Here is a 24,324-nt window from a genome sequence, read left to right as displayed (position 1 = left end):
CAGGGTGCATACCACTACCTTTCAGTGCTATGATATCCACCGAGTATGCAGTACTTTGCAGAATTCCCGAAGAGTAATTCAAGGGTGTACAACATTAACTGCTGCCAAGGACAGCCAGTTAACAAGCTCACTACCCATTGATAAAGGAGGACCTTATTGGATGAAGGAGTCTGGTCGGGGAAAAAGATATAAGTATGTAGGCTATGTCCTCTTTAGCGTTCTGGTAGTATCCAGTATCTGGACATACCTCCGTTATCACAACCTGCAGAGCGACTATTTGGGTCAAAGCAGACACTATGCCGTCTTTGGCTTACAGAAGGGACTTATTAATGCCAGGGATGAAATTGACAATCAGTTACTACACCTCACACCCGGAGCAAGTCAAGAGGCTATGCAGCTTCACAAAGAGAGGATTCTAGGTGTCCTAGGAGACGGTGAAATTATATACATGTCAGCAATCCGGGGCTGATTACAAGGGGACATCATGGTTTTGATTATGCGGAGCACTTTTTTGAGGCGGTCAGACAGTATGTGAACAACGATATCCCGAACCAAATTTTAAATACAGCAGACAATCAGGTTATAAGGAACGCGCAGCGACCATCATAAGTATGCTTAAAGTTATGGATGGCGCGATAAATGAGGAGGAGTTTGTCCGTCTGCCGCCTGAAGAGGCACAGAATCAATGGTTCCACATCATCACACAACTGGAGAAGGAATACCCCAATCACAGAGTGTTCTATTACTATAAGCTCTACTACGTTCCATACGAGACGGTCATGCGGGAACTGAGCGGGGAGACGGACTAAAAGTCAGGTATTTTGTGACCCATATCCCTGAAATGCAAAATCCACAACCGGATCGGTTGTGGATTTAATGTATGGAGGCGAGGGAGCCCACCCCCCTGTCCGAAGGCAACGCCACATAAGCTTCTACGGATGTAATCACAGATTTAATGTCACACTAGGAAGGGTATCCCAAGAGAACAGTCTCAGACCAAGCAGGTATCGACTCAACACAATAGATCATCTTCCCATTCATAATTTCAGCCACAATAGAAGGCTCGTATGTATTATCAATGATGATAACTTGGTCTGCGATAGCTAAAGCAGGCTTTAGATTTTGCAATGATTGACCATATCGAAAGCGAATATCCTCTTCTGCAATCCAATGCCCACCCTGCTCAACACGAGAAGCTACACGATCTATATGCATTTGAACGTCTTGCAGACCGATATAGTACACGACAACGCTATAACCGGTATCTTTGGCAATTTGCATATGCTTCAAAACAAAGGTACCTGATAATGTAGTTTCAATGGCAAAGTGCTGTCCGCTTTTGATGAGAGAACGGATTCTTTTCACAGCTTCCCTTCCAGCAGACAGATCAGCGCTACGCGGGTCATCTGGTCTTAATTCTCGTGCAATCTGGTCCGGGTCAACCAGTTCGCCGATCCACTCTCTCATTTGCAAACTAATCGTGCTTTTGCCAGCTCCATTAGTACCAGCAAAAACCGTCATGATAGGTTTGATATCACTCATGATATTCAAATTCCTGACGCTTTCCGGTTGCATCAAAAACGATCACAAACTTATTACCTTCTGCGTCTTCACGAACACGCTTGTTATTCTTTATATAATAAATAGAGGCACCTGACTCTCTGGCTTGCTTCCGGGCTTGTTGATTCGCTTTTTTCAAAACTTCTTGGAGTTGTTCTCGATTCGCAAACATCCTCAATCCCCTCCAGCTTTAAAATTAAACTTATTATATCATAAAATGAATTACCACCGACCAGTACACAGGTTGATGATGTAAATGCCTTAGACTCCTGTCTAAAACAATTGCTCCGCAGCTCCAAGCTAATTTAATCCAGTGTGTAGATCTTTGCATTCTCAATTAAAAAAAGATAACTGTAGTCCCTCATCTTGCTTCCATCGTTTTCCTAACCCTTTCGAGTACTCCCAGTAACTCTTCACTTCTTCCGCATTAAAGATTCTAGCCATTAATCCATAATTCAGGATACGACTGTTATTACTGCTGTGATGATTTCCATAAAGGGTAAACTTGCTTCCATTCAATTTGAAGAAATCTGCTTACGAAAAAAGCGACCTACTAAGGTCGCTTTTTTAAATGTTACATATGGAGGCGAGGGGAGTCGAACCCCTGTCCGAAGGCAACGCCACATAAGCTTCTACGGGTGTAGTCACAGATTTGATGTCACCCGAGTATCGCCCTGTAACCGGCTATACGTTGGGTCAGCCTGATTGTCTTCTTCAGCACACCCCAGGCGGAGATGTGACAGCGTATCCCACTAAGAGTTAGCCCCTACATCCGGCACATGGGCGATGCAGGAGAGGAGCACGTGAGCAGGTTATTAAGCTGCTACAGCGTAGTTAGTTGATTGTTTGCCGTTTAATTGGCTTTAGCGTTGATGAAGTGGACGCGTCCCCACTACCCGCTACCCATGCTCGATCTACCCCCGTCGAATCCATAAACGCCCCCTCAATAGAAAGGGTGGTGCCTGGATTAACGGATTAGCAAGCACAAGTGCTGTAATCCTGTGTTACATGAATTAGTATAGCATAACTTCATGCTGAATGGCTTATGGACTTGTTGGAAAAGCGTACAGTTTCACCTAATCAAGTCAATCCCCGGTAATGCATTCACTGCTAAGGTGCATGTTGCCGGATTGTACTGTAGGACCGACGCGTCGTCCCTTGCCTAAAGCTCTTAGCGAGCCACCTTCTGCCTCTCGCGCAGTGCGCGCTGGATATCGCGCTGAGCATCCTTCTTGGCCGCAGTATCGCGCTTGTCGTACTGCTTCTTACCTTTACCAAGACCGATTAGCAGCTTCGCGTAACCGTTGCGGATATAGATCTTCAGCGGCACGATCGAATAGCCTTCCTGCTTCGACAGACCAAGCAGCTTATGAATCTGGGCTTTGTGCATCAGCAGCTTGCGTGTCCGTGTAGGGTCCGAAGGGTTGCTGCGGTTGCCCTGCTCGAACGGGCTGATGTGCATGTTGTGGATGTGAATTTCACCGTTCCGTATGGTGGCAAAAGCATCCCCAATGTTGACGCGGGCATTCCGGATGGATTTGATCTCGGTTCCCGTCAGCACCATTCCCGCTTCAAAAGTATCCTCAATGAAGTAGTCATGGGAAGCTTTCTTGTTCTGGGCCAGAACCTTCCCGTCACTTTTCTTACCCATGTTCTCACTCCTTCAAACGTTACTCGGCATCCTATGATGCAGCTGCAGAGCACATGCCTGCTCACTTGCAGCATACATACAGGTTAAATCATTGTATCAAATGTGCCCAGTCAAAATCAAGCCGACATCTGCCAGTGCGCCGTGACCACTGGTTCCTCTACTTATTTCACCAAAGCTGCTCTGAGATTAACACCGTATTCCAAATATCCCTTCAAGCAAGTCAGCATATAGACCCAGCCCTCTTTGTTGTCCAGCATTTGAGGGATCACATCCTGATCACCCGCGTCAAAACCCTCTTCAATGACTTCAATTATACACTCGTCGTTACCAGTGGGACTTAGGGTAATTATCACTACATGCCCTTCTCCACTAGCGCCCCATTCAAACACAATCCTTCTATTCAACTCCATCTCCTTCACATAAATATCCCCTTGCGCGTCATACTCATCATATCTCAAGGTGATCGTCCTGCCTTGCTCCCAGCGCTCAGAACTGGAAGAGAACCAGAAGTTCCCGATCTTTGAAGGCTCAACGAAAGCATCGAACACCTCCTGTGCAGGCCTGGATATTCTCATTTTGGTTACATTGTTCATCCTCTATCATGCCCTCCCTACACTGAGTGAGACTGCCTGCCTAATCATTTGACAGTATACACTTTCAATTAATTACTTATCGCAAAAAAATCAAAACCGCCAGAGCTCAACAAGCAAACCCTGACGGTTAATCTAACTCAAGTTACACCTTACTTCTTCTTCCTCACAAAAGCGGCCGTCGCATTGTTCGCGTCACCTTTGCTTCTGCCGTTCTTCTTGCCACCGCCTTTGCGCTTCTTGCGCTTCGGCGCGCCGCCCTCGCCCCCGGCCTCACTGCCGCCGGGGGTGAAGATCCCGCTCGCGGTCGTATGCTTCCGCCGCGAGCCGCCTTGGCCCGTCGCTCCCGCAGACGAGCCGCCGCCATAGCCGCCCTTGCCCGAACCGAAGCCGAAGCTTCGGGCCGGGGCGGCACTCGCGTCCGTCCGTACGCCGGACGCGCCCTTGCCCGGCTTCCCGCCTTGCGCGGAAGCCGCATCCCCGCCGCGGCGCTTGCCGCGCGCCGCAGTGCCGCCACCGGCTCCGAAGCTCTCGCCGGAGCCGCCAGAGCCGCCGCGGCCCTTGTCCTTGCCGCGGCCTTTATCCCCGCGGCCGCCGAAGCCGCCGCCGCGGTCATCCCTGCCGCCGGCCTTGCCGCCACGGCCGCCGCCAAAGCCCTCGCCGCGCGGTCTACCGCCCTCGCGGCGCGGCTTCATGTCGACCATCTCGAAGTCGATGGTATGGTCGTCCATGTTCACCCGCACAACGCGGATCTTCACCTCATCACCGATGCGGTAGATCTTCGAAGTACGCTCGCCGATCAGCGCCATATGCTGTTCGTGGAAGTTATAGTAATCGTCCGTCATCGCGCTCAGACGAATTAGACCTTCTACCGTGTTCTCCAGCTCAATGAACATGCCGAAGCTGGTCACACTGCTGATAATACCCGGGAACTCCTCCCCGACCTTATCCAGCATGAATTCCGCTTTCTTCAGCGCTTCGGTATCCCGCTCAGCCTCAACAGCGACCCGCTCACGCTCGGAGGACTGCTGCGCAATGTCCTGCATCCGGCTGGCCAGATATTCCTGGCGCGCCGGGGTCAGGGCTCCCCCACCCTCAATCACTTCCCGGATAATCCGGTGAATGACAAGGTCCGGATACCGCCGGATCGGCGAGGTGAAGTGGGAGTAGAACTCGGCAGCCAGACCAAAGTGCCCGGTGCTCTCGGAGTCATACTTCGCTTGCTTCATGGAGCGGAGCATCATCGTACTGATAACCGTCTGCTCCTTCGTTCCCTTAATATCCTCAAGAAGAGTCTGCAGCGCACGCGGATGAACCGTGTTGCCCTTGCCCTTCACCGAGTATCCGAAATTGGCGATGAACGCCATGAAATTCTGCAGCTTCTCCTGATCCGGGTCCTCATGAATCCGGTAGAGGAACGGCACCTTCAGCCAGTGGAAATGCTCAGCTACCGTCTCATTCGCGGCAAGCATGAACTCCTCGATAATCTGCTCCGCAATCGAGCGTTCCCGCTTGACAATGTCTACCGCTTTACCGGTCTCGTCCACGATCACCTTGGATTCCTCGAAGTCGAAGTCCACCGCTCCGCGCCGGATCCGGTTCCCGCGCAGTCTCAGCGCGAGCTCCTGCATGTCCTTGAAGTTCTGCACCAGATCGCTGTAGCGCTCTGTAACCTCAGGGTCTTCATTTTGCAAAATTTTGCGTACATTCGTGTAAGTCATCCGCTCTTTCGTCCGAATCACACTGGTGAAGACATCATGCTTCACTACCCGCATCTGTTCGTTGAATTCCATCTCGCAGGACAGCGTGAACCGGTCCACCTTCGGATTCAAGCTGCATATTCCGTTAGACAGCCGATGCGGCAGCATGGGAATAACACGATCCACCAAATAGACACTACAGCCCCGGTTATAGGCCTCCTGATCCAGCTTGGAGTTCTCCCTTACATAATAGCCCACATCGGCAATGTGAACCCCGAGCCGGAAATGCCCATTAGGCAGCTTCTCCACATTCACCGCGTCATCAAGATCCTTCGCATCTTCCCCGTCAATCGTCACAATAATCTTATCGCGCAGATCACGGCGGTTCTGCTTGCGGATCTCATCTTCCTCGATGACGTCTGGAGCGTCCAGCGCCTCTGCCAGCACTTCCTCCGGGAAAGCTTCCGGCAGCTGATGCTTACGGATAATCGACAGAATATCTACGCCAGGGTCATCCTTATGACCCAATATTTCAATAATCTCGCCTTCTGCCGCGGAGCGTCCTTCCGGATAACGAACGATGCGAACTACAACTTTCTCTCCGTCCGCGGCCCCATTAAATGCGCCTTTCGGTATGAAAATATCTTTATTAATCCGCTTATCATCGGCAATGACAAAGCCATATACCTCATTGTTCTGGAACACACCGACGACTTGAGTCACGGCACGCTGAACAATACGCACAACTTCACCCTCAAGCTTGCCGCCTCCGGCGCTCTTGGACGTCACTCTGCCAAGCACGATATCTCCATTCATCGCGCTCTTCAAATCATTGGCATGAATATATACATCGGGATGCTCCCGGTTCTCGGGAATCAGAAAAGCGAACCCTTTGGCATGCACCTGAAGACGGCCGCGCAGCAGACTCATCCGCTCTGGTACTCCATAACGGTTGGTCTCGGTCAGGAGAATCTTCCCTTCTCCCTCCAACTGGTTCAGAAGCTTGAGGAATTCCTTGAAGTCAGCAGCGCTTTCTATGCCGAAATGCTTCTCCAGCTCTTGGTAGGTCATGGGTTTATAGGCGGTCTCCCGCATAAAATTTAATAAATCTGATTCCGTTATCATCGTTTCACCTCGGGATGGCTTGTACACAAGCTGTCGTAATCTTCCTTAATTACCCTTCTTGTATATACCCTAGTATACACGAAATCAACCGACTGCATCCGTTTCCCGCAAAATCGGTCATTCCCCCTCACCATAGAGGACGAATATACTGTTAGATTACCCTGAACACGCAGATATACACAAAAAAGCCCCCGTTTCCATTAAAGAAAACGAGAGCCTTATCATTGTAGATATATCCAGGCTATTCCTACTTAAGCACAACAGCTACGACAACTGATAAAATAAAGAATCCAGTAGCCATCACCACAGTCAAACGTTCCAGAACCAGTTCCATACCGCGTGCCTTTGCTTTACCGAAAAGGTGCTCAGCGCCCCCGGAGATGGCACCGGAAAGCCCCGCGCTCTTTCCCTTTTGCAAAAGAACTACTGTAACCAAACCGATGGAAAAAATAATGAGCAGCACTTTCAAAAAGATTTCCATTCAATCCACCTCCTAAGCGTGATCACCATCTATATGATAATTGAATTAATATGTACACATAAACAGCATTTATAGTGTACCATAGCTTAATCGTGAACACAACTACGGATCGACCGTAACCTTGTCTTCAGGTTGCTGCCACCTGGATCTCCGGCACCGTAGACAGCTTCACATTTCCCGCTGCCGCGCGGGAGATCATACAGGAACCCTCGGCATTCTCAGCCAGCCTGCGTACCCTCTCTACTTCCCTCTCACACTGCCGACCTCACGATAATTCTAGGTCTACGAAGGATACTCTCATAATTACCATGCATAACTGTGAATTACGTCACGCCAAGCTTAGCTGCTATCCCATATAATGATATGAAATTTGTTACCACATCTTAGGAGGTTGTCTGATGAGTGATTGCAAAACAAACCACATAACTGAGAGCAGGCCGATGACCAAGCTCTCTGATCTGCCTAACATCGGTCAAGTCCTTGAAGGGAAGCTGATCGCCAGTGGCATCAAGACGCCGTTTCAGCTTATACAGCTGGGCAGCCGGGAAGCTTACGCCCGGATTCGCCGGCATGACAGCTCTGCCAGCCTGCATATGCTCTATGCGCTTGAGGGTGCGGTTCAAGGACTGCGGTCTCACCAGCTGTCTAAGAGCCTACAGCGGGAGCTGATTCAGGAATTCAAGAAGCTCAATCAACTAGCGACATGCACTGCTACCTAATTAGCACAGACAGACACATACATACAGCATATAGGGTAATACAGACAAAAGACCTCAGACAGCTGGCAGCCAGCTCTGAGGTCTTTTGCATATCTAGAAGTAAGAGGTGATCTTGCTTCTTATTTGTTTTTGAGGTTGTAGAAGGATTTCAAGCCGTTGTATTGAGCAAGTTCACCCAATTGATCTTCAATGCGAAGCAATTGGTTGTATTTCGCAATACGGTCAGTACGGGAAGGAGCACCTGTCTTGATCTGACCAGCATTAGTAGCTACTGCGATATCCGCGATTGTGCTGTCTTCGGACTCACCGGAACGGTGGGAGATTACAGCTGTGTAGCCGTTACGTTTTGCAAGCTCGATCGCATCGAAAGTCTCTGTCAATGTACCGATTTGGTTCACTTTGATCAGGATAGAGTTACCGATGTTATCTTCGATACCTTTAGCAAGACGCTCTGTGTTGGTTACGAACAGGTCGTCACCAACCAATTGGATCTTGTCGCCAAGCTTCTCGGTAAGAAGCTTCCAACCTTCCCAGTCATCTTCAGAGCAGCCATCTTCAATAGTGATGATTGGGTATTTATCAACCCAAGAAGCAAGAAGGTCTACGAACTCAGCGGAAGTGTAGGATTTGCCTTCGCCTTCCAGCTCATATTTACCGTTCTTGAAGAACTCAGTGGAAGCTACGTCCATACCCAGGAATACGTCAACGCCTGGCTTGTAACCAGCTTTTTCGATCGCTTCGATAATTGTTGTAAGTGCTTCTTCGTTAGAAGAGAAGTTAGGAGCGAATCCACCTTCGTCACCTACAGCTGTGCTCAGGCCTTTGCTGCCAAGAACAGATTTCAGGCTGTGGAAGATCTCGGCACCTGTACGAAGAGCTTCTTTGAAAGTAGGCGCGCCTACTGGAAGAACCATGAACTCTTGTACGTCAACGTTGTTGTCCGCATGGGCACCACCGTTAACGATGTTCATCATAGGAACTGGAAGCTGTTTCGCGTTGAATCCGCCAAGGTATACATACAGCGGCAGATCAAGAGCGTCAGCAGCAGCACGGGCAACAGCCATGGATACAGCCAGGATTGCGTTCGCACCCAGCTTGCCTTTGTTCTCAGTACCATCAAGGCTGATCATCAATTTGTCGATACCGAGTTGGTCCAAAGCGTCCATACCGATTACTTCTGGAGCGATGATCTCATTCACGTTCTCAACTGCTTTCAGAACGCCTTTACCCAGGTAACGGGATTTGTCGCCATCGCGAAGCTCTACAGCTTCGTGTGCGCCTGTGGATGCACCGGAAGGTACGATCGCACGGCCAATAGCGCCGGATTCAAGATATACTTCAACTTCTACAGTCGGGTTACCACGGGAGTCAAGGACTTCGCGTGCATATACGTCAGAAATAATTGTCATGTTAAAGTCTCCTTTATTATATGAATTTAGTTGTTCTTACGGCTGGCAATCATGGATTGTCCGGTCATCTCCGCAGGCTGCGGAAGTCCCATCAGATCCAGAATCGTTGGCGCCACATCGGCAAGAATGCCGCTCTCACGCAGAATCACATCTTCCGATGTCACGATGAACGGAACCGGGTTAGTAGTGTGCGCGGTGAACGGACGCCCGTTCTCATCAAATACCATATCCGCATTGCCGTGGTCAGCAATAATAATAGTGACTCCGCCTTTAGCGAGCACAGCATCAACGACTTTGCCTACACACTCATCTGTAACTTCAACCGCTTTGATTGTCGGCTCAAGCATACCCGAGTGACCCACCATATCCGGGTTGGCAAAGTTCAGGATAATGGCATCATGCTTATCCGATTCGATCTCCTTCACAGCAGCTTCTGCCACTTCATAAGCACTCATCTCCGGCTTCAGGTCATAGGTAGCAACCTTAGGGGAATTGATCAATACGCGAGTCTCGCCCTCAAGCTGAACATCGCGTCCGCCGCTGAAGAAGAAGGTTACGTGCGGATACTTCTCGGTCTCAGCAATACGAAGCTGAGTCTTACCTTGCTGTACAAGCACTTCGCCTAACGTATTATCCAGGTTCTTCGGCTCGTAGGCTACGTATCCGCCAACCGTTTCGCTGAATAGAGTCAGACATACAAAGTGCAGGCCGATCGGGAAGTTAGGTCCACGGTCAAAGCCTTGGAAGTCCAGGTTCGTGAATACTTGAGACAGCTGGATCGCACGGTCAGGACGGAAGTTCAGGAAGACTACGGAGTCTCCGGACTCCACAAGTCCTACCGGATTGCCGGAACCATCCACAATAACAGTAGGTTCAACGAACTCATCGAACACAGACTTCTCATAAGATTCGGTAACCGCCTGAATCGGATCTGTATACTTAGGCCCATCGCCATAAACGATGGCGCGGTAAGACTTCTCCACACGCTCCCAGCGTTTGTCGCGGTCCATGGCATAATAGCGTCCTTGAACCGTAGCGATTTTGCCGATGCCTACTTCTTCAATCTTGGCGATCAACCGTTCCAGGAATCCCTTAGCACTGTCTGGAGCCACGTCGCGGCCATCCAGGAATGCATGGATATACACCTCATGCAGATCTTCCTTCTTGGCAAGATCCAGCATAGCTAACATATGGTCAATATGGCTGTGTACACCGCCATCGGACAGCAAGCCGTACAAGTGAAGCTTCTTCCCATTGGTCTTCGCATATTTAACAGCTTCAACCAAGGTCTCGTTCGTGAAGAACTCACCTTCACGGATCGATTTGTCGATCCGGGTCAGATCCTGATATACGATCCGGCCTGCACCGATGTTCAGATGCCCTACTTCAGAGTTACCCATTTGTCCGGCTGGCAGACCTACTGCCTCACCGCAAGCGGTAAGTGTCGTGTTCGGGTACATCTTGAGGTATCTGTCGTAATTCGGTTTGTTCGCCTGTGCGACCGCGTTGCCTTCATCTGTACCGCGAAGACCGAACCCGTCCATGATGATGAGTGCTACAGGTCTGGGTGCTGACATCTTACTTGGCCCCCTCGACAAGTGCGATATAAGAAGCAGGCTGCAAGCTTGCACCGCCAACGAGCGCTCCGTCGATATCGCTTTGACCAAGATATTCCTTCACGTTCTCAGGCTTCACACTGCCGCCGTATTGAATACGCACTTTGGATGCCACAGACTCATCGTAGAGATCCGCAACAATAGAACGGATGTAGGAAGTAACCTCGTTCGCATCCTGGGATGTGGAGGATTTGCCTGTTCCGATCGCCCAGATCGGCTCGTAAGCAATAACAACTTGAGCGGCTTGCTCAGCGCTCAGACCTTGGAGAGCTGCTTCGGTCTGTACCTTCACCACGTCTTTAGTCTGCCCTGCTTCACGTTCTTCTAGCTTCTCACCCACACAAGGGATCGGAGTAATGCCGTGTTTGAATGCGGCGTGGACTTTCTTGTTCACGATCTCATCGGTCTCACCGAAGTAAGCACGGCGTTCGGAATGGCCGATAATTACATAATCTACGCCAAGTTCCTTCAGCATTCCCCCACTAATTTCGCCAGTGAAGGCTCCTTCGTCCTCGAAGTGAAGGTTCTGGGCGCCAATCTTGATTGAAGTGCCCTTCGCTGCTTCCACCAATGCTGGAAGGTTGGTGTAAGGTGCACAGATCACACTTTCCACACCTTCTACTTCCGCTTTACCTTTAATGTCTTCGAAGAAAGTTTTTGCTTCGGAAACGGTTTTGAACATCTTCCAGTTCCCTGCAATAATTGGTGTTCTCAAAAAGGCTCACTCCTTTATTGTACGGACTGAACTAAAGTAGAAGTTCATTCCATATGATATTACCTATTACTTATCGTTCAACGCTTCAACGCCCGGAAGCTTCTTGCCTTCCATGAATTCAAGGGAAGCGCCGCCGCCTGTAGAAATATGATCCATTTTGTCAGCCAGGTGGAACTTCTCAGCTGCTGCTGCGGAGTCTCCGCCGCCAATGATTGTGTAGCCTTCTGTAGCCGCACAAGCTTCAGCCACTTGACGTGTACCATGAGAGAATGGCTCGATTTCGAACACGCCCATAGGTCCGTTCCATACTACCAGCTTGGAGTTCTTGATCACGTCAGCATATAGTTCACGTGTCTTCGGTCCAATGTCAATGCCTTCCCAATCTGCAGGAATCTCATCAATGCCCACAACTCTGGTATTAGCATCCGCACTGAAGTCATCAGAGATTACAATATCCACTGGAAGCATGAAGTTCTTGCCAAGCTTCTTCGCTTTCTCGATGAATCCGAGAGCTACATCAAGTTTATCTTTATCCAGAAGGGATTGTCCAATTTCATAACCTTGTGCCTTGAAGAAGGTGTAGGTCAACCCGCCACCGATCAATACGTTATCCGCAATGTTAAGAAGGTTGTCGATCACATCGATCTTGTCCTTAACTTTGGATCCGCCGATGATAGCTGTGAAAGGACGCTCAGGGTTAGAGATGGCTTTGCCCAATACATCCAATTCCTTCTCCATCAGAAGACCGGATACAGCCGGGATTTGATGAGCGATACCTTCGGTGGAAGCATGTGCACGGTGAGCGGCGCCGAATGCATCGTTCACGAACAGGTCTGCCAGCTCAGCGAACTGCTTAGCTAATTCAGGATCGTTCTTCTCTTCACCTGGGTAGAAACGAACGTTCTCAAGCACAAGCACATCGCCATTGTTGAGCGCGTCTACTTGAGCTTTAACTGCGTCGCCTACAGCTTCATCCGCTTTAGCTACTTGCTTGCCAAGCAGCTCGGACAAGCGCTCTGCCGCAGGAGTCAGACGAAGGGAATCTACGAATTCACCCTTTGGACGTCCAAGGTGGCTCGCCAGAATGACTTTGGCCCCGTTCTCAATCAAATATTTAATCGTTGGAAGAGTCTCCCGGATCCGGGTATCGTCCGTGATCTTGCCGTTCTCGAGCGGCACGTTGAAATCTACACGCACAAATACGCGTTTACCATTTACTTCTACGTCACGTACACTTTTCTTGGTCATCTCCATGTTCCTCCTAAAAATTCATCGCTGTATATCCACTAATTCTCTGTCATATGTCTCTTAAGCAAGGTTGTGTCTCTATATATTTATCTGAATCCATATTAAGTATAGGATAATTTAGCATGAACCAAAGAGGAGTCCTTAGGTTCAGGTTGCTCCTCTTTGGAAATCACATTTGAATTGTGCGGATATTATTGAGCTTTCTTAGCAAAGAACTCCAAAGTACGAACCAATTGTGCAGTGTAGGACATTTCATTGTCATACCAAGCTACTGTTTTAACGAGCTGCTTGTCGCCAACTGTCATTACTTTAGTCTGTGTAGCATCGAAGAGGGAACCGTAAGTGATACCTACGATATCGGAAGATACGATTTCGTCTTCAGTGTAACCATAAGTTTCTGGATCGGAAGCGGCTTTCATTGCTGCGTTAACTTCGTCTACAGTTACTTTTTTGTCAAGAACAGTTACAAGCTCAGTCAAAGAACCTGTTGCAACTGGAACACGCTGAGCAGCACCATCAAGCTTGCCTTGAAGGTCAGGGATAACCAGACCGATCGCTTTAGCAGCACCAGTTGTGTTAGGAATGATGTTCTCAGCAGCTGCACGAGCACGTCTGAAATCACCTTTCGCATGTGGAGCATCCAAAGTGTTCTGGTCACCAGTGTAAGCGTGAATAGTTGTCATCAAGCCTTCAACGATACCGAACTTATCGTTCAAAGTCTTAGCCATAGGAGCCAAGCAGTTCGTTGTGCAAGATGCGCCGGAGATTACAGTCTCGGAACCATCAAGAGTCTCATGGTTAACGTTGTATACGATCGTCTTCATGTCGCCTGTAGCCGGAGCGGAGATTACTACTTTCTTAGCGCCGCCTTTAAGGTGAAGTTCTGCTTTCTCTTTGGAAGTGAAGAAACCAGTACATTCAAGAACGATATCAACGCCAAGCTCGCCCCATGGCAATTCTTCAGGGTTACGGTTAGCAAGAACTTTAACTTCTTTGCCGTTAACTTTGAAGAAACCGTCATGAACTTCAACATCGCCATTGAATCTGCCTTGAGTTGTATCATATTTCAACAAATGAGCCAGCATTTTAGCATCTGTAAGGTCATTGATAGCAACTACTTCAATACCTTCCACGTTCTGAATACGACGGAAAGCAAGACGTCCGATACGACCAAATCCATTAATACCAACTTTTACACTCATTGATAAGTTCCTCCCAAAATTTCGTTTTTTATTTATTCAAGACGGTGAATAACCGTCGTGAGTAACCCATGTTAATCTTCATTATCCAATCCGGCCTTCTCCTGATCCAGCAAAGCGACGATCTCCATCGCTGCTGCCTCGTCTGTCACCAGAATATCCTCATGTCCGAACCGCAGCACGGCATGAATGGCCTTCGCTTTACTCTTGCCGCCTGCAACTCCAATCACAACCTCGGTCGAGGTAATGTCTTCAAGCCTCAGTCCAAGCGTAAGCATTTTGTGAACAACCTTGCCTTCTTGATCGAAATAGTAGCCAAATGATTCCGCCAGCGCACCTTCGTTTTGAAGCTCCTGAAGCATAGCGGAGTCCAGCTTGCGCCGATGGGCCATTTCCATAGCATCTCCGATGCCGTGGATGACAATCCTTGCTTTGCGGATCAATGCTACAATTTCTTGAGTATTGGGGTCATTTACAAGAGAGTGATAAGCCTCTTCACCAAGCAGATCAGGCACATGCAGCAGCCGATATCCTGCACCCACACGCTTAGCCATTCCGGAAGCGATGGTATTGGCTTGGATCTCAAGGCTCTCGCCGAGTCCTCCCCGTGCTGGCACGAACCAGCTGTCCTTAAGCCGGGCATTCACCGGCATGGTCAGCTTCTCCGCAATGGAGGCGAGTGTGGTTCCGCCTGTGACAGCAACTACATCTCTCTCTTCCATCACGCTGAGGAGCGCTTTGGCTCCGGCGCGTCCAAGCTCCTGCTTGGTATCCGAAGATACGTCCCAATCTCCCGGCACTACAATAACTTTGCGGAGGCCGTAGCCCTTGCGGATTCTGTCCTCCAAGGCAGCCAGACCAAGCAGCTCTTTGACGAGTGGCTCTAACAGCTCAAGCAGATGAACACCCGCTTCGCTGATCGACATGCCCATATTCTCGATCTCAATCAGCCCTTGCGCTTTCAACAAGTCTGTCTCGGCGCGCAGCACTCGCTCAGTCATATCCAAAGATGAGGCTAGTGTTCTGCGGCCAATCACTCCAGCAAGCTTGATCTGATGAAGAATGGTGTATCTTTTCTTAAGAATATCCATGAGATCAGGCAAAAGCTGCTTTTGGATTTCCAATATGTTTCGCATGCTTTCACTCCTGCTTGGCTTTCATCCATCTCATCTTCATCATTCATTGGCCTTAAAACGTCCCGGGTTAACTTTTTAAGTCCCACTCACATTCTACCTAATTCTACCTCAGGTTGCAAGTCTGACGAACGTATAATTTACAGTGCTTGTCCCCTTTATACAGAAATCCGCTTGCCCTATTATTGAAAGCTCGGAATAGGAAAGTCCTCGCCAGTCAGGTTCCATTATAATCAGCATATGTTATCTTAAGTTAAGCTTGCAATTTAACAAGGGATAACATATAATCATTTTTGCTACTCTAATTGTGCGCCCGTGGTCCAATGGATATGACGTAGGCCTCCGAAGCCTGAGATCGAGGTTCAATTCCTCGCGGGCGCGCCATTTTATAAGCATCTCTATATAGCTTTAACCAAAGCCACCCAAAAGTGGGCCTTTTTTTTATAATTAGTTTGACTTTCTTTGACTTTATGTTTGAAATTGTTTATGATGTGGTTATTATGGATAGAACTAACAGCAGCGCTTATCTTGCTCTGGCTGTTTACTTGGTTCATTCATAGTAAGAAACGTTTTCCCGGGACACCTTTCTTACATAAGTCAAGATGGCTTGTCCTCCCCGGATGCTTCGGATTATGCCAGGTATGCTTGGGATGGAAATTATGTTTCTAATTACCGTGTTGCCACCAATAATTAAGGAGGGTTTTCTAATGAGTTATATCCCTATGGTTGTCGAACAAAGCAATCGCGGTGAGCGTGCTTATGACATCTACTCGAGACTTCTTAAAGACCGTATTATTTTCCTCGGTACGCAGGTAAATGATGTGGTTGCCAACTCTATTATTGCGCAGATGCTGTTCTTGGATGCCGAAGACCCGGGTAAAGATATTCATTTATACATCAACAGCCCAGGCGGATCGATTACTGCCGGTATGGCTATTTATGATACCATGCAATTTATCAAATCCGATGTATCTACCATCTGTGTAGGTCTGGCAGCATCTATGGGTGCGTTCCTGCTGAATGCGGGAGAGAAGGGCAAGCGTTTCGCCCTGCCTAACAGTGAGATCATGATCCACCAGCCGCTTGGCGGAGCTGAGGGTCAAGCAACGGATATTGAGATCCGTGCCCGCCGCATTCTGAAGATGCGTGATTCCCTGAACAAAATCCTGGCTGAACGTACAGGACAGCCGCTGGAGCGTATCGAGAAGGATACGGACCGCGACTACTTCATGACCGCGGCCGAAGCCAAGGATTACGGTATTGTCGATAAGGTCATCGAGAAGACGGGTCCTCAAGGCGTATAAGATCGGAACTCAGCAAGCCCCTGATTCGCTATTTGGCGATACAGGGGCTTTTGTGTGTATTGCACTATTGCTCTGACGAACATAGATAAATGAATTCTACAAAAATAGCCCCGCCATTTGGCGGGACCCTCCTCATTTACACGGATCTGGTTACTTAAATGGATTGGCACCCTTAGGCAGCAGCTCACTGAATCCGTAGTCATACTCAATCGTGCCCGCGGCATAGGCGGTATATTCGTAAGGCAAGAAGTAGATGGTCAGCGTGTTCGGCTTCACATAGAAATTATGATCCGAAGTCAGGCCTTTGAATCCGCCAAGATAACCCGGGTTGTTCTTGAGCTTCTTGGCAAGGTCTGAATTCAACTGCTTCTTGTACCCTGGGTTGCTTGCCAGCAGATCACTGAGTCCAAGCTCCTTGCCGTCTTTCAGGGAGAAGGTGTGGCCTTCCGTTAACGTGAAGCCATGTGCGCCGCCTGTGTAAGAGCTTTGAACCAGAACCAGGCTAAGAACACCCTTCTCGTTAAAAGTAACCACATAAGTGCTGTCATATTCGTATTCGCGGTCCTGAGCGGAACGTTCCTTCAAATCCTTGTCCGCCTGGGCAGCGAAGCGGTCCATCGATGCTCGAAGCGCATCGTTAATCGACTTCTCGGCAGCCGCATTTGCCAGGCCGCTGACCTGAGGATAGATTAACTTGGAGGAAGCGCCCTTAAAGGTCTTGTCCAAGCTGACATTCTTGATTGTAACTGTATTCTCGGTACGCGGGCTTATGGACAGCTGCTTGGCCTTGGCGTCCCAGACCGATTGGTAGCCAAGATAGTCATTAAGTAATTTGTATGGGACATAGATACGGCCCTTAATTAATTTCCCCTGGTATCCTTCACTCAAATAATACCCGTTAACATTGGGATCAACCCCGAATTGGGAGACCGCCAGATTCAACTTCCGGTAACCATCTCCCAGACTGTAGACGTGCGAAGCCGCGTCATAGGATAGCTTCAGTCCAACTGTGTCACGCAGGAAAGTCACCGGCACATACACCCGTCCGCCGCTGAGCAGACCCTGCTGCGCAGACAAGGCCCCTTTCCATTTCAGACCCACCCGCACCTGTGCTGCTTCGGCCTTCTTGGCTGCTGCTTGAGTACCAGCCGCATATCCCGTTTCTGCTGGAAGCGCAGCTCCTCCTAACAACAAGGCTCCGGCCAGGAGGCCGGCACTCCATTTCATACTACGATTCATTATTACGCTCCTCTCTAAGCTAAGAAAATTCAGGCATGCCATACTTTGATATGGACTGATTCATCTCTTTAGTTCACTCCATCTCAGTATAGTTATCCTCAGAGAACAAAAGGTAACAGACCCCATTACACTTTCTTCTCTTTCCAGTGCAGCCTGTAACATTTTCTTAAACACTATGTAATTTTCTAAGCATGTCCCTATCGTGGCAAAGTGTAAGGCATCTCTCACCCTGTATAGGTAGCGGATGCCCCACAGCTATACCTACTTGCACCTGATCTGTATATCTCCATCTATAGAAAGCCATATCCCAGTCCGTTCAGCTGCTCGGCTATGATCCTGTAGCCTTTCCCATTAGGATGAACCTGATCGATAGAGAGCAGTTCACGACCACGCTCGGCAAAAGCTGAAAAGATATCCGCAAATCCATATACTCTGCTTGAATATTGGGCCGCATAGCGGTTGAATGAACCCACCCACGAGTTCGCCTCGCTTATCTGTGGGTAGGGATTGTAGAGCCCAACCACCCTTAGAATATATGGGCTGCGGCTGCTCTCTTTGATGGTATAAATCATTCGTATTATACTTCCGAAATTGCTCTTGCACTCAGCCAATGACTGATTCAAGATGTACGATTCCCTGGCAGGGTTTCTTCGAACCTCCCTGGCCGCATGGATCAGATCATTTCCCCCAATCGACAGCGTAATCAGGTCCGCATCTCTAATCGCCTGCCGATATACCGGGTGGTGCCGCAGCCGCTGCTCAAGCCCTTCGGAGTCGAGTCCATTGGCACCCAGATTGTTCAGGTAAATTGGTGTTCTAAGCCCGTTCTCCGTCATTCTCCGGTAGACAGGTACAAAGCCGTTGCCCGGCAAGGCTCCAAATCCCGTTGTCAAGGAATCCCCTATCGCCGTATATATATAGCTCATCCGAATCCCCTCCCCTAGATATGCTTCATCTTATGTACAGAGGCCTGAGCGGGCAACGGGAAGATGTCCTCCGGTAACATGTGCGGAAATACATCAATAAGGTAACCTGTCCACTGCGCATTCGAATGTTCTTCCGCACGCTGACGCTTCTCAGAATCATTCGACTGCTCCGTTACGGTTTGACCTTCAAATTTAAAATTAAAAAGAAACCTCGCTTAGTTAGAATGGATACTCCCAACCCATTTTAAATAAAGCGAAGTTTTTTAATGTGCCAAAAATATACATGGGCCAACTATCCTTTGCCAGTGGACTTGAAGGAAGGAGAATCCCTCAATATTATCTGTCCATATCATCAATGAAGCGTTAATCGCTCTAGCAACTCAAAGCCAAATAGGACGAGAAGCCAAGGGATAAGCCTTAACTATCCTCTACTCACGACCGCTCTTAAGCTCTGTCCAGTAGCGGTCGTACACCTGCAAAGTCTCTCCTACATCCTTCAGCCATTCCGTCCGCTTCATTTCATCTTCGGACAGGTTGATCATCTTGTCATTGCGATAGGTCTCGCTGTGGAATTCCATAGCCTTCGTATTCGGGTCGCTATAGCCGATGGACTCGTAGTTCTTCGCACTGACTTTCGGGTCCAGCATATAGTTGATGAACTTCTCCGCAAGCTCCTGATTCTTGGAGTCCTTGGGTATCGCATAATTGTCCGCGAAGATCGTACCGCCTTCCTTAGGCACAACATAGGCGATATCCGGATTCTCTTTCGCCGCAAAGGAAGCATCTCCCGACCACATCGTGGCGATCCAGCCTTCTTCCTGAATCATTTTCTGCTTGATGGTATCCGTATCGAAGGCAAGCACGCTTGGCAGCAGCTTCTTCAGATCATCTACTGCGGTCCTGATCTGCGCTTCGTCTGTTGAGCTGTTGGACGATCCGTTCTTCTTGAGCGACATGCCAATCACTTCACGGTTATCATCCAGAAGTAGAACCTTGCCCTTGTACTTAGGGTTCCACAGATCCGCCCAGCTGGTGATCGTCTCCTTCACATACTTCTTGTTGTATGCAATACCGGTAACCCCCGACATATAAGCAATTGAATACTTGTTACCCGGATCAAAAGGAGGGTTCTTCAGCGTCTCGGTAAGGTTCGCAAAATTCGGAATATTCCCTATATTCAGCGGTGCAAGAAGGTTCTCCTTGATCATGGTCGCAACCATGTAGTCCGAAGGCTGAATAAGGTCATATCCGCCCCCGCCCGCTTTAATCTTGGCCAGCAGGTCCTCATTATTGGCGAAGTTATCATAGTTAATCTTCACATTATATTGGTCTTCGAAATCTTTGAGCACCTGCGGGTCGAAGTTATCGGCCCAGCTGTAGATGTTCAGCGTTTCTTTCTTGGAGCCGCAGCCGGACAGCGATATAATGACAAGCATCGCGGTCAGAAGCAGCGTTACCAGCTTCAACTTTTTATTCAATTCATAATCTCCTCTCTCGTTCAATTCATCATTCATCTAGAATGGCAGCATCTTCTGCTTCTTCTGTCCCTTGCCTCTGTTCAGCATATACTGGGCGAGGAAGATCAGTGTTACACTTACCACAATTAATATTGTACATAGCGCGTTAATTTCCGGGGAAATACCTCGCTTAACCTGTCCATATATATAAATAGGCAGCGTTGTCGAGCTTGGTCCGGATACGAAGAAGCTGACCATGAAATCGTCCAGCGACATTGTAAAAGCGATCAGCGCCCCCGAGATAATGCCCGGTGTAATCTGAGGCAGGGTCACGTAACGGAAAATCTGCCAGGAGCTTGCCCCAAGATCCTGCGCCGCCTCTTCCAGCTGCTTGCCCATACCCGCGAGCCGCGAGGACACCACAACATATACATACGACATACTGAAGGTAATATGGGCAATGATGATGGTTGTCTTGCCTGTATCAACCCCGAGCACCCTGAACAGCACCAGGAGGGATAGGCCCATAATGATATCCGGAATCACGATGGGTAAATACAGCAGCCCATTCATCCCAAGCTTAAGCTTTCGGGCTGCTCTTCGAACCGCCATGGCTGCCAATGTTCCAAGCAGTGTAGCGGCAATAGTAGAAATAATGGCCACAATCAAGCTGTTCTGCAGCGCATCCATAACATGGTCGTTATCGAATAACGATACGTACCAGTCGAGCGTGAATCCCCGCCATTCTGCAGACAAGCGGGAGTCATTGAAGGAGAACAGAATAATGAACAGGATCGGCACATAGATGAAGACCATCATCAGCAAGGCGTGCAGACCGAGCCACGGGCTCCGCTTGGTTCTCATATCCGCCCCTCCTTCACTGTCTCAACCTTGGAGGTCATAGCTTTGTTAAAAAGCGCAATTAGAATTAACGAGGTGATAACAAAAATAACAGATAACGCAGCACCAAATGGCCAGTTGCGGGCCCCCAGGAACTGGGTCTGAATAATATTGCTGATCATGGCGGATTTGGCGCCGCCCAAAATATCCGTTACGACAAACATGCCTGTGGTTGAGACGTAGACCAGGATCGCGCCTGTAATAATACCCGACTTGGTCTGAGGCAGTGTGATATGCCAGAAAGACCGCCAAGGCGATGCCCCCAGATCACTGGCAGCTTCCAGTAATCTCCGGTCCATCTGTTCAATAGCTACATATATAGGGAGCACCATGAAAGGAATAAAGGTATAGACCATCCCCAGCAGAACGGCTCCTTGGGTATACAGCATCTGCATAGGCTCCGAAATCCACCCGAAATTCATAAATAAGCTGTTAACGACACCCTGCGTCCGCAGCAGGAGCACCCAAGCATAAGTCCGAATCAGGAAATTGATCCAGAATGGAATCGTAATAAGCGCAAGTCCCCAGGTCTGCATTCGGGGTCCCGATCTGGCAATATAATAAGCCAGGGGATAACTCAGCAGCAGGCAGATGGCCGTGGTTGCCACGGACAACACAATCGTATCCCAATAGATTCCGAGATATAGCGAATCGAAGAAAATCTTGTAGGCATCCAGGGAGAAGGTATAGATCAGATTGCCATTTGTATCCCGCTGCATAAAGGAAATAAAGACCACAATGAGCATGGGAATAACCAGAAAGAGACTTAACCAAAGTATTACAGGAATTAAAGTAAGCCCTGATCTCTTCATGCCCCGATGTTCACCTCGTCCTGAGGACTCCAATCCACCCCAAGTCTCTCACCGATCTCCCAAGGGCGCTCATCCGTAAAGTCCAGCGCAATCGTTACTGTCATGGGGTCATCATCAAGCTGAACAACGATCTTATGAATGCTGCCCAGGTACAGGACATCCTGAACAACCCCTGTCCGCTTCGAGGCTCCCGCATCCCGGGCTGCTCTTAACTTCTCGGGACGAACGGCGAACAGCCGCCCATCTTGAGAGAATATGTTGTTCTCTCCCACGAAAGTTGCGGCGAACAGGGTAGCAGGAGTGGCATAAATATCTCTCGGGGTTCCAACTTGTTCTACTTGCCCATTATTCATGATTACGATCCGGTCGGACAGCATCATCGCTTCCTCCTGATCGTGTGTGACGTATACGAACGTAATGCCAAGACTGCGCTGAAGCTGCTTCAGCTCTGATTGCAGATTTTTGCGCAGCTGAAGATCCAGGGCCCCCAGCGGCTCATCCAGCAGGAGTACTTTGGGCTTGTTCGCAATTGCCCGTGCTATGGCAACCCGCTGCTGCTGTCCCCCGGACAGCTGATGCGGATAACGCTTGGTCAGCGGGGTGAGCTGGGTCATCGCTACCGCTTCTTCAATCCGCTGCTTGATCTCGGCTTGCGGCAGCTTTTTCATTTTTAGGCCAAAGGCGATGTTGTCCTCTACGGTCATATGAGGGAACAGCGCATAATGCTGAAATACGAGATTAAGGTCCCGGCGGTTCGGCGGAAGTGCGGTCAAGTCTGCACCATCCAGAAGGATTCGTCCCTCAGTCGGATGTTCAAAGCCTGCGATCATGCGCAGAATTGTTGTCTTCCCACAGCCGCTGGGCCCGAGCAAGGTCAGGAATTCACCTTCCTTGATCGTCAGGTTCAGCGGATGCACAACAACCTGTCCGGCGAAATTCTTCTGGACGTCTACCAGTTCAATCATATGCATCAACTCCTATATCATGAATTATTATGTATATACAACCGTTCCATAGCATCTATAATCTGAAAAAAAAAGCCATATCCCAAGGGACGGCTCTTATGACTCAATCTATTTTGGCATATTCAATATACCTCGTTTCCCTTGCTAGTACAACAACTTTGTAGGCCCCAAGCCTGAGTAGGCTTGATCTGTAACAACACAAGCCCGCAATGTGGGACTTTACATAGAAGCTGATTCAGTTACTTTGCAGGTGACCCAATAGATACTTTCTGCTCGACACAAAAAAACGCCGTTCCCAAAAATCAGGAGGACGGCGCCTTATTTATAATATTCTATTTAAGCTCATATTGTACACTCAGTGATGTCGTCAACTTGATCTCTCCAGGTTCGACCGAGCTGCCAGGCGCCGATTCACTCGATGCAGCTTTATCCATAGTCAGGTAATTCTGTTCAAATACAGGTGCGCTGCTAATGCCCCCTTGGCTGACGCTAAGAACAGTTCCGAGCCCACGCTTCACACCCTTGGCAATAATTCCTGCCTTGAGCTCCGCGTTCGCAAGCGCTTTGTTAATCACCTGCTCCTGGAACTGATCCGGGTTCTCTACAGTGAACCGTACATTGTCAATGCGGTTGGCCCCATTCTTGGCAGCGTCATCGAGCAATTGACCCACCTTATCAAGCTGGCGGTATTTGATCTGAAGAGAGTGGGATGCGTTATAGCCCTTGAGCTTCTGTCCTTCCTTGTCGCTGTAAGTATAGTTAGGCTGAACATAGAAGCTGGCGGTCTGGATATCTGCCGCATCAAGCTTCCAGGTATTCTTCAGAAGGTTCGTCAATTTCGCAATTTGGGCCGCTGTAGCCTTCTGGGCTCCCTGAGCTGTGGCCGCCTGGGCCTCCACACCAATCGTCAGATAGGCAATATCCGGCTTGATCGAGATCTCCCCGTTGCCAACCACATTAACTACATTGCGCTGCACGGCTTCATCCGCATAGGCATGCGGAGCTCCGCTTAACAGATCTCCTGCCGCCGTCCCTCCTGCAAGCAGTGTTCCTGCGATAAGTACTGAACCTAGCGATTTGACCCAAATTTTCATGTTTAACCCGCCTCCAATAGTTTCTCCAAATTGGTAAATTTAACTACTAAACGCAGCCCGGGCTTCCAAGGTTGCAGAAGGGTGCGGACAATCTGAAATATATTTTCCCCTATGCAAAAAAAGAGAGGGCAATCCGCCTCAACAGGCAGTTCCCCTCTCTCCATGCAAGCTTGTCCAACTACAAAATTATTGGTTCTCCAGCTCTTCCTTGCTAACCAGACTGACTAAAGCGTTTGCAGCCTGCTCAGCGTCCGCACCCTCGGCGCTAATGTAAATCTCCGTCCCAGTACTGATGGCAAGGCTCATGATGCCCATGATGCTCTTCGCGTTAACCCTCTTGTCATCCTTCTCCACGAACAATTCAGACGAGTATTTATTCGCTTCTTGTACAAAAAGCGCTGCAGGTCTGGCGTGAAGACCCGTTTTCAAACGGACGGTTACCGGATGTTTGACCATGAATCCTAACCCCCTATACATAATC

Annotated in this window: 24 protein-coding genes, 1 tRNA gene and 1 other RNA gene; 5 read left to right on the top strand and 21 right to left on the bottom strand. The window is 49.1% G+C overall.

Annotated elements, in window-relative coordinates:
- The first annotated feature begins 160 nt into the window (after window positions 1–160).
- Window positions 161–469, top strand: coding sequence for a hypothetical protein (locus LDO05_RS01285; protein WP_251377093.1), 309 nt, complete (start codon window positions 161–163; stop codon window positions 467–469).
- Between the two features lie 154 nt (window positions 470–623).
- Window positions 624–809, top strand: a complete 186-nt coding sequence (locus LDO05_RS01280) for a hypothetical protein (protein ID WP_251377092.1) — start codon at window positions 624–626, stop codon at window positions 807–809.
- 154 nt (window positions 810–963) lie between these two features.
- Here the strand turns inward: LDO05_RS01280 and LDO05_RS01275 are convergent, their stop codons facing one another.
- From LDO05_RS01275 to secG, 7 genes are all read right to left on the bottom strand, one after another.
- Complete coding sequence (locus tag LDO05_RS01275) at window positions 964–1,542, bottom strand: ATPase (protein WP_251377091.1); 579 nt, start codon at window positions 1,540–1,542, stop codon at window positions 964–966.
- Window positions 1,535–1,732 carry a hypothetical protein gene (locus LDO05_RS01270; RefSeq protein WP_251377090.1) on the bottom strand — a complete coding sequence of 66 codons (198 nt, stop codon included), beginning with the start codon at window positions 1,730–1,732 and terminating at the stop codon, window positions 1,535–1,537. Before LDO05_RS01270 ends, LDO05_RS01275 begins: the two co-directional genes overlap by 8 nt.
- A 406-nt stretch (window positions 1,733–2,138) precedes the next feature.
- Window positions 2,139–2,503: a transfer-messenger RNA gene (gene ssrA, locus LDO05_RS01265) on the bottom strand.
- 228 nt (window positions 2,504–2,731) lie between these two features.
- Complete coding sequence (gene smpB / locus LDO05_RS01260; protein ID WP_251377089.1) at window positions 2,732–3,211, bottom strand: SsrA-binding protein SmpB; 480 nt, start codon at window positions 3,209–3,211, stop codon at window positions 2,732–2,734.
- 161 nt (window positions 3,212–3,372) lie between these two features.
- Complete coding sequence (locus tag LDO05_RS01255; RefSeq protein ID WP_251377088.1) at window positions 3,373–3,804, bottom strand: SRPBCC family protein; 432 nt, start codon at window positions 3,802–3,804, stop codon at window positions 3,373–3,375.
- A 149-nt stretch (window positions 3,805–3,953) separates the two neighbouring features.
- Window positions 3,954–6,626, bottom strand: coding sequence for a ribonuclease R (gene rnr / locus LDO05_RS01250; RefSeq protein WP_251377087.1), 2,673 nt, complete (start codon window positions 6,624–6,626; stop codon window positions 3,954–3,956).
- A 247-nt stretch (window positions 6,627–6,873) separates the two neighbouring features.
- Window positions 6,874–7,107, bottom strand: a complete 234-nt coding sequence (gene secG / locus LDO05_RS01245) for a preprotein translocase subunit SecG (RefSeq protein ID WP_251377086.1) — start codon at window positions 7,105–7,107, stop codon at window positions 6,874–6,876.
- 398 nt (window positions 7,108–7,505) lie between these two features.
- Between secG and LDO05_RS01240 the strand changes: the two genes are divergently transcribed.
- Window positions 7,506–7,826 (top strand): TfoX/Sxy family protein, encoded by a 321-nt coding sequence (locus LDO05_RS01240; RefSeq protein WP_251377085.1) that lies wholly within the window; start codon window positions 7,506–7,508, stop codon window positions 7,824–7,826.
- Window positions 7,827–7,945: 119 nt separating this feature from the next.
- On the opposite strand, the gene eno is transcribed toward LDO05_RS01240, so the two are convergent.
- From eno to LDO05_RS01210, 6 genes are all read right to left on the bottom strand, one after another.
- Window positions 7,946–9,235 (bottom strand): phosphopyruvate hydratase, encoded by a 1,290-nt coding sequence (gene eno / locus LDO05_RS01235; RefSeq protein ID WP_251377084.1) that lies wholly within the window; start codon window positions 9,233–9,235, stop codon window positions 7,946–7,948.
- Window positions 9,236–9,261: 26 nt separating this feature from the next.
- Window positions 9,262–10,812 carry a 2,3-bisphosphoglycerate-independent phosphoglycerate mutase gene (gene gpmI, locus LDO05_RS01230; protein ID WP_251377083.1) on the bottom strand — a complete coding sequence of 517 codons (1,551 nt, stop codon included), beginning with the start codon at window positions 10,810–10,812 and terminating at the stop codon, window positions 9,262–9,264.
- Between the two features lies 1 nt (window position 10,813).
- A complete protein-coding gene (tpiA, locus tag LDO05_RS01225; protein WP_251377082.1) occupies window positions 10,814–11,566 on the bottom strand; it encodes a triose-phosphate isomerase in 753 nt (250 codons plus the stop codon).
- 66 nt (window positions 11,567–11,632) lie between these two features.
- A complete protein-coding gene (locus LDO05_RS01220) occupies window positions 11,633–12,814 on the bottom strand; it encodes a phosphoglycerate kinase (protein ID WP_251377081.1) in 1,182 nt (393 codons plus the stop codon).
- A gap of 191 nt (window positions 12,815–13,005) precedes the next feature.
- The gene (gene gap, locus LDO05_RS01215; protein WP_251377080.1) at window positions 13,006–14,016 is read right to left on the bottom strand and encodes a type I glyceraldehyde-3-phosphate dehydrogenase; all 1,011 of its coding nucleotides are present in this window, start codon (window positions 14,014–14,016) and stop codon (window positions 13,006–13,008) included.
- A 71-nt stretch (window positions 14,017–14,087) separates the two neighbouring features.
- Window positions 14,088–15,149 (bottom strand): sugar-binding transcriptional regulator, encoded by a 1,062-nt coding sequence (locus LDO05_RS01210; RefSeq protein ID WP_251377079.1) that lies wholly within the window; start codon window positions 15,147–15,149, stop codon window positions 14,088–14,090.
- Window positions 15,150–15,455: 306 nt separating this feature from the next.
- Between LDO05_RS01210 and LDO05_RS01205 the strand changes: the two genes are divergently transcribed.
- Both LDO05_RS01205 and clpP read left to right on the top strand, forming a co-directional pair.
- Window positions 15,456–15,530, top strand: a tRNA-Arg gene (locus tag LDO05_RS01205).
- 323 nt (window positions 15,531–15,853) lie between these two features.
- On the top strand, window positions 15,854–16,450 hold the full coding sequence (gene clpP, locus LDO05_RS01200) for an ATP-dependent Clp endopeptidase proteolytic subunit ClpP (RefSeq protein ID WP_251377078.1): 597 nt from the start codon (window positions 15,854–15,856) through the stop codon (window positions 16,448–16,450).
- 150 nt (window positions 16,451–16,600) lie between these two features.
- On the opposite strand, the gene LDO05_RS01195 is transcribed toward clpP, so the two are convergent.
- From LDO05_RS01195 to LDO05_RS01160, 8 genes are all read right to left on the bottom strand, one after another.
- Complete coding sequence (locus LDO05_RS01195; protein ID WP_251377077.1) at window positions 16,601–17,689, bottom strand: PdaC/SigV domain-containing protein; 1,089 nt, start codon at window positions 17,687–17,689, stop codon at window positions 16,601–16,603.
- Between the two features lie 290 nt (window positions 17,690–17,979).
- On the bottom strand, window positions 17,980–18,615 hold the full coding sequence (locus LDO05_RS01190) for a GDSL-type esterase/lipase family protein (RefSeq protein ID WP_251377076.1): 636 nt from the start codon (window positions 18,613–18,615) through the stop codon (window positions 17,980–17,982).
- A gap of 428 nt (window positions 18,616–19,043) precedes the next feature.
- Window positions 19,044–20,051, bottom strand: a complete 1,008-nt coding sequence (locus LDO05_RS01185) for a polyamine ABC transporter substrate-binding protein (RefSeq protein WP_251378567.1) — start codon at window positions 20,049–20,051, stop codon at window positions 19,044–19,046.
- 78 nt (window positions 20,052–20,129) lie between these two features.
- Window positions 20,130–20,936: an ABC transporter permease gene (locus LDO05_RS01180; protein WP_251377075.1), complete on the bottom strand. Its 807-nt coding sequence runs from the start codon at window positions 20,934–20,936 to the stop codon at window positions 20,130–20,132.
- A complete protein-coding gene (locus LDO05_RS01175; protein ID WP_251377074.1) occupies window positions 20,933–21,784 on the bottom strand; it encodes an ABC transporter permease in 852 nt (283 codons plus the stop codon). Before LDO05_RS01175 ends, LDO05_RS01180 begins: the two co-directional genes overlap by 4 nt.
- Window positions 21,781–22,755 carry an ABC transporter ATP-binding protein gene (locus tag LDO05_RS01170; RefSeq protein WP_276575530.1) on the bottom strand — a complete coding sequence of 325 codons (975 nt, stop codon included), beginning with the start codon at window positions 22,753–22,755 and terminating at the stop codon, window positions 21,781–21,783. The genes LDO05_RS01175 and LDO05_RS01170 overlap by 4 nt, the downstream gene beginning before the upstream one ends.
- A 326-nt stretch (window positions 22,756–23,081) precedes the next feature.
- Window positions 23,082–23,843 carry an SIMPL domain-containing protein gene (locus tag LDO05_RS01165; RefSeq protein WP_251377072.1) on the bottom strand — a complete coding sequence of 254 codons (762 nt, stop codon included), beginning with the start codon at window positions 23,841–23,843 and terminating at the stop codon, window positions 23,082–23,084.
- A 186-nt stretch (window positions 23,844–24,029) separates the two neighbouring features.
- Entirely contained in the window at window positions 24,030–24,299 is a 270-nt protein-coding gene (locus LDO05_RS01160) for an HPr family phosphocarrier protein (protein WP_251377071.1), read from the bottom strand.
- Window positions 24,300–24,324 lie beyond the last annotated feature (25 nt).

Origin of the sequence: Paenibacillus sp. YPG26, from assembly GCF_023704175.1 — a bacterium.
Taxonomy (GTDB): domain Bacteria; phylum Bacillota; class Bacilli; order Paenibacillales; family Paenibacillaceae; genus Fontibacillus.
This window is presented reverse-complemented; position numbering and strand designations above follow the sequence as displayed.

What these genes read in the sequence shown, in the direction of transcription:
- LDO05_RS01190 (WP_251377076.1), bottom strand. Translation starts at nt 18,615, where the DNA reads ATGAGCTATATATATACGGCGATAGGGGATTCCTTGACAACGGGATTT.
- LDO05_RS01240 (WP_251377085.1), top strand. Translation starts at nt 7,506, where the DNA reads ATGAGTGATTGCAAAACAAACCACATAACTGAGAGCAGGCCGATGACC.
- LDO05_RS01255 (WP_251377088.1), bottom strand. Translation starts at nt 3,804, where the DNA reads ATGAACAATGTAACCAAAATGAGAATATCCAGGCCTGCACAGGAGGTG.
- gpmI (WP_251377083.1), bottom strand. Translation starts at nt 10,812, where the DNA reads ATGTCAGCACCCAGACCTGTAGCACTCATCATCATGGACGGGTTCGGT.
- LDO05_RS01195 (WP_251377077.1), bottom strand. Translation starts at nt 17,689, where the DNA reads ATGAATCGTAGTATGAAATGGAGTGCCGGCCTCCTGGCCGGAGCCTTG.
- rnr (WP_251377087.1), bottom strand. Translation starts at nt 6,626, where the DNA reads ATGATAACGGAATCAGATTTATTAAATTTTATGCGGGAGACCGCCTAT.
- LDO05_RS01160 (WP_251377071.1), bottom strand. Translation starts at nt 24,299, where the DNA reads ATGGTCAAACATCCGGTAACCGTCCGTTTGAAAACGGGTCTTCACGCC.
- gap (WP_251377080.1), bottom strand. Translation starts at nt 14,016, where the DNA reads ATGAGTGTAAAAGTTGGTATTAATGGATTTGGTCGTATCGGACGTCTT.
- clpP (WP_251377078.1), top strand. Translation starts at nt 15,854, where the DNA reads ATGAGTTATATCCCTATGGTTGTCGAACAAAGCAATCGCGGTGAGCGT.
- LDO05_RS01180 (WP_251377075.1), bottom strand. Translation starts at nt 20,936, where the DNA reads ATGAGAACCAAGCGGAGCCCGTGGCTCGGTCTGCACGCCTTGCTGATG.
- LDO05_RS01175 (WP_251377074.1), bottom strand. Translation starts at nt 21,784, where the DNA reads ATGAAGAGATCAGGGCTTACTTTAATTCCTGTAATACTTTGGTTAAGT.
- secG (WP_251377086.1), bottom strand. Translation starts at nt 7,107, where the DNA reads ATGGAAATCTTTTTGAAAGTGCTGCTCATTATTTTTTCCATCGGTTTG.
- LDO05_RS01270 (WP_251377090.1), bottom strand. Translation starts at nt 1,732, where the DNA reads ATGTTTGCGAATCGAGAACAACTCCAAGAAGTTTTGAAAAAAGCGAAT.
- LDO05_RS01285 (WP_251377093.1), top strand. Translation starts at nt 161, where the DNA reads ATGAAGGAGTCTGGTCGGGGAAAAAGATATAAGTATGTAGGCTATGTC.
- LDO05_RS01185 (WP_251378567.1), bottom strand. Translation starts at nt 20,051, where the DNA reads ATGCTTGTCATTATATCGCTGTCCGGCTGCGGCTCCAAGAAAGAAACG.
- eno (WP_251377084.1), bottom strand. Translation starts at nt 9,235, where the DNA reads ATGACAATTATTTCTGACGTATATGCACGCGAAGTCCTTGACTCCCGT.
- LDO05_RS01170 (WP_276575530.1), bottom strand. Translation starts at nt 22,755, where the DNA reads ATGCATATGATTGAACTGGTAGACGTCCAGAAGAATTTCGCCGGACAG.
- LDO05_RS01220 (WP_251377081.1), bottom strand. Translation starts at nt 12,814, where the DNA reads ATGACCAAGAAAAGTGTACGTGACGTAGAAGTAAATGGTAAACGCGTA.
- LDO05_RS01165 (WP_251377072.1), bottom strand. Translation starts at nt 23,843, where the DNA reads ATGAAAATTTGGGTCAAATCGCTAGGTTCAGTACTTATCGCAGGAACA.
- LDO05_RS01280 (WP_251377092.1), top strand. Translation starts at nt 624, where the DNA reads ATGGATGGCGCGATAAATGAGGAGGAGTTTGTCCGTCTGCCGCCTGAA.
- LDO05_RS01210 (WP_251377079.1), bottom strand. Translation starts at nt 15,149, where the DNA reads ATGCGAAACATATTGGAAATCCAAAAGCAGCTTTTGCCTGATCTCATG.
- LDO05_RS01275 (WP_251377091.1), bottom strand. Translation starts at nt 1,542, where the DNA reads ATGAGTGATATCAAACCTATCATGACGGTTTTTGCTGGTACTAATGGA.
- smpB (WP_251377089.1), bottom strand. Translation starts at nt 3,211, where the DNA reads ATGGGTAAGAAAAGTGACGGGAAGGTTCTGGCCCAGAACAAGAAAGCT.